Source organism: Mycobacterium sp., from assembly GCF_035603715.1.
Classification (GTDB): Bacteria; Actinomycetota; Actinomycetes; order Mycobacteriales; family Mycobacteriaceae; genus Mycobacterium.
The window spans coordinates 1-3,583 of the sequence record NZ_DATNJW010000264.1; the positions used below are offsets into that span (position 1 = coordinate 1).

3 protein-coding genes are annotated in these 3,583 nt (G+C 66.0%); all 3 read left to right on the forward strand.

Annotated elements, in window-relative coordinates:
• On the forward strand, positions 1–579 hold a 579-nt coding region (locus VN856_RS11265), incomplete at its 5' end, for a flavodoxin-dependent (E)-4-hydroxy-3-methylbut-2-enyl-diphosphate synthase (protein WP_325688968.1).
• Between the two features lie 44 nt (positions 580–623).
• Positions 624–1,478 carry a GNAT family N-acetyltransferase gene (locus tag VN856_RS11270; protein WP_325688970.1) on the forward strand — a complete coding sequence of 285 codons (855 nt, stop codon included), beginning with the start codon at positions 624–626 and terminating at the stop codon, positions 1,476–1,478.
• 161 nt (positions 1,479–1,639) lie between these two features.
• On the forward strand, positions 1,640–3,457 hold the full coding sequence (locus VN856_RS11275) for a penicillin-binding transpeptidase domain-containing protein (protein WP_325688972.1): 1,818 nt from the start codon (positions 1,640–1,642) through the stop codon (positions 3,455–3,457).
• Positions 3,458–3,583 lie beyond the last annotated feature (126 nt).

Below are 3,583 nucleotides of genomic sequence, written 5' to 3' on the forward strand. Positions count from 1 at the left end.
AACGACCCGGTGGTGATGGTCGCGGCCTACGAGCAACTCGCCGCACAGTGCGACTATCCACTGCACCTCGGCGTCACCGAGGCCGGTCCGGCCTTCCAGGGCACCATCAAGTCCGCGGTCGCGTTCGGTGCCTTGCTATCCCGGGGGATTGGCGACACCATCCGGGTGTCGCTGTCGGCGCCACCGGTCGAGGAAGTCAAGGTCGGCACTCAGATTCTCGAGTCGTTGAACCTGCGGCCGCGCGGGCTGGAGATCGTGTCCTGCCCGTCGTGCGGTCGTGCGCAGGTTGACGTCTACAGCCTGGCCAACGAAGTCACTGCCGGTCTGGATGGACTCGATGTGCCGCTGCGGGTGGCCGTCATGGGTTGCGTGGTCAACGGGCCGGGGGAGGCGCGCGAGGCCGACCTCGGCGTCGCCTCGGGTAACGGCAAGGGCCAGATCTTCGTCCGCGGTGAAGTGATCAAGACCGTGCCGGAAGCGCAGATCGTCGAGACGCTGATCGAAGAGGCAATGCGATTGGCTGCCGAGATGGACACAGGACCAACCGCAAGCGGTTCGCCGGTTGTGACCGTAAGCTGACAGTGGTCTAATCGGGCCGAGTATCCGTCTCAGAAAGAGTCAGTATGTCGGCTCCGCCCATTCGCCGCATGGTCAGCGAGCGACGGGTGTCGGTAGTGCGCGACGGAGCGTCGGTCCGCCGCGTTTTCGACGACGACCCGGTCGGCTCGTGCATGGTCGCCGCGCGAGTTGCCGATCATGGCTTGGACCCCAACTCGATTGGTGGAGAGTTGTGGACGCGCCGCGGGCCCGAGGAGTCGTTGTGCTACGCCGGCGCCAACCTGATTCCGCTGCGCGGTCGACTCGACGACATGTACGCGTTCGCCGATGCGGCGCTGACCGCCGCGCGGCGATGCTCGTCACTCGTCGGCCGCGCCGAGTTGGTGATGCCGATGTGGCAGCGGCTCGAGCCGGCCTGGGGCCCGGCGCGCGATGTGCGTGAGCGTCAGCCGTTGATGTCGCTGACCTCGATGCCGACCTGCGCGATCGACCCGGGTGTGCGCCAGGTCAAACCCGACGAACTCGACACCTATCTGGTGGCGGCCGTCGACATGTTCATCGGCGAGGTGGGTGTCGACCCACGACTCGGTGACGGCGGCCGCGGCTACCGGCGGCGGGTCGCCAGTTTGATCGCCGCCGGACGGGCGTGGGCCCGCTTCGAGAACGGTGAGGTGGTCTTCAAGGCTGAGGTCGGATCGCAGTCGCCGACGGTCAGCCAGATCCAGGGGGTTTGGGTGCATCCGGAGTGGCGTGGCCGAGGCCTGGGGACGGCGGGGACCGCAACCCTGGCCGCGGTGGTCGTCGGCACCGGACGCATTGCCAGCCTGTACGTCAACGATTTCAACACGGTCGCGAAGGCTACCTACGACCGAATCGGCTTCGTCGAGGTCGGGACTTTCGCCACCGTCCTGCTGGACTGATCCGGACTGCTACGCCGAGATCGACGTAGGCGCGGTCTCTACTCGCGCTTTTTCGCGCTGCCGTCGATGTCGACGCAAATATGCCGGTGGCCATTCGCGTAACAATTCGGTGTCGGTGTGTCGCCGTCCGTCCAGCGTTCACAGCTCTAACATCAGCCACAATGGCAACAAAAATCACAGTGGCATCAGCTGCCACAGTCGGCGCCGTGGTTCTGCTCACCACATCTGCCGTCTCAGCGTGCACTCCGCGGCCCGAAGGGCCGGCGCCGGCGGCCGATCGGTTCTTCGCCGCGTTAGCCACCGGTGACACCGCGGCGGCGGCCGATCTCAGCGACAATCCCAGCGATGCGCGCGAAGCGCTCAACGCGGCGTGGGCCGGCCTGCAGGCCACCCACTTGGACACCCAGGTTCTCGGCTCGAAGTACACCGACGACACCGGCTCGGTGAGCTACCGCTACACCTGGCATCTGCCGAAGAACCGAATCTGGACCTACGACGGCAAGCTGAAAATGGCTCGCTACGAAGGTCGTTGGCAGATCCGCTGGAACAGCACCGACCTACACCCTCGCCTCGGCGAGCACCAGACGCTGGCGCTGCGCGCCGACGCCCCGAAGCGTGCGTCGGTGAACGAAGTCGGCGGCACCGACGTGCTGGCGCCCGGCTACCTGTATCACTACACGCTGGACGCTTCCAAGGCCGGCGCCTTCCTGATCAGCACCGCGCGGTCGGTGATCGACGTGCTGCATCCGCTTGACGACACTCTCAACGATCCGCAACGGCTGGCCGAGCAGGCCAGCGGCACCGGCAAACCGGTGGATCTGATCACGCTGCGGGTCGACGACAACAACAGGATCGCCCCGGCGCTGGGCAGTCTGCCCGGCGTGGTGATCACCCCGCAAGCCGAGTTGCTGCCGACGGACTATCACTTCGCCCCAGCCTTGATCAATCAGGTGAAGAAGGCGGTGATCGACCAACTCGACGGCCAGGCGGGTTGGCGGGTGGTCAGCATCAACCAGAACAACGTCGATCTGGCGGTCCTGCACGAGGTCGAGCCGGCGCCGGCGCCCTCGGTGTCGATCAGCCTGGATCGCGCCGTCCAGAACGCTGCCCAGCACGCAGTGGACAACCAGGGTCGCCAGGCGATGATCGTCGTGATCAAACCGTCGACGGGCGAGATCCTCGCCGTCGCACAGAATTCCGCGGCCGACGCGCTGGGCCCGCTTGCCACCACCGGCCTCTACCCGCCGGGGTCGACGTTCAAGATGGTCACCGCGGGTGCGGCCCTCGAGCGTGACATGGCAAGCCCCAATACACTTTTGGCCTGCCCCGGGCATCTCGACATCGGACAGCGCGTGGTCCCCAACTACGGCGGATTCGACTTGGGCACGGTGCCCATGTCGCGGGCGTTCGCCAGTTCGTGCAACACCACTTTCGCCGAACTGGCCAGCCAGATGCCCCCGCGCGGATTGACGCAGGCCGCCAACCAGTACGGCATGGGGCTGGACTACCAGGTCGACGGCCTCAGTACGGTCACCGGATCAGTGCCTCCGACAGTCGATTTGGCCGAACGCACCGAGGATGGCTTCGGCCAGGGCAAGGTGTTGGCCTCCCCGTTCGGGATGGCGATGGTCGCGGCGACCGTGGCCGCCGGAAAGACGCCGGTGCCCAAGCTGATTGAGGGACGGTCGACCGCGATCACCGGCGATACCACACCGATCAGCGAGAAAATGATCGAAGGTCTGCGCCCGATGATGCGCTTGGTGGTCACCAACGGCACCGGTAAAGAGATCGCCGGCTGCGGCGAGGTGTACGGAAAGACTGGTGAGGCCGAGTTTCCGGGCGGTTCGCATTCCTGGTTCGCGGGTTACCGCGGCGATCTGGCCTTCGCGTCGCTGATCGTCGGGGGAGGCAGCTCCGAGTACGCGGTGCGGATGACCAAGTTCATGTTCGAATCGATGCCCGCGGACTACCTGGCCTGAAAGCCGTTCGGCGGCAGTGTTTTAGATGCAAAATGCCTGTCGCCCGGCCGCGAGGGGCGACCGGGCGACAGGTTTTATTCGCCGAGCTAGCGGATTCCGGGGGCTCCGGGATTCATCGCTGCCGGC

Coding starts and splice junctions, on each gene's coding strand:
- VN856_RS11270 (WP_325688970.1), top strand. CDS start 624: ATGTCGGCTCCGCCCATTCGCCGCATGGTCAGCGAGCGACGGGTGTCG.
- VN856_RS11275 (WP_325688972.1), top strand. CDS start 1,640: ATGGCAACAAAAATCACAGTGGCATCAGCTGCCACAGTCGGCGCCGTG.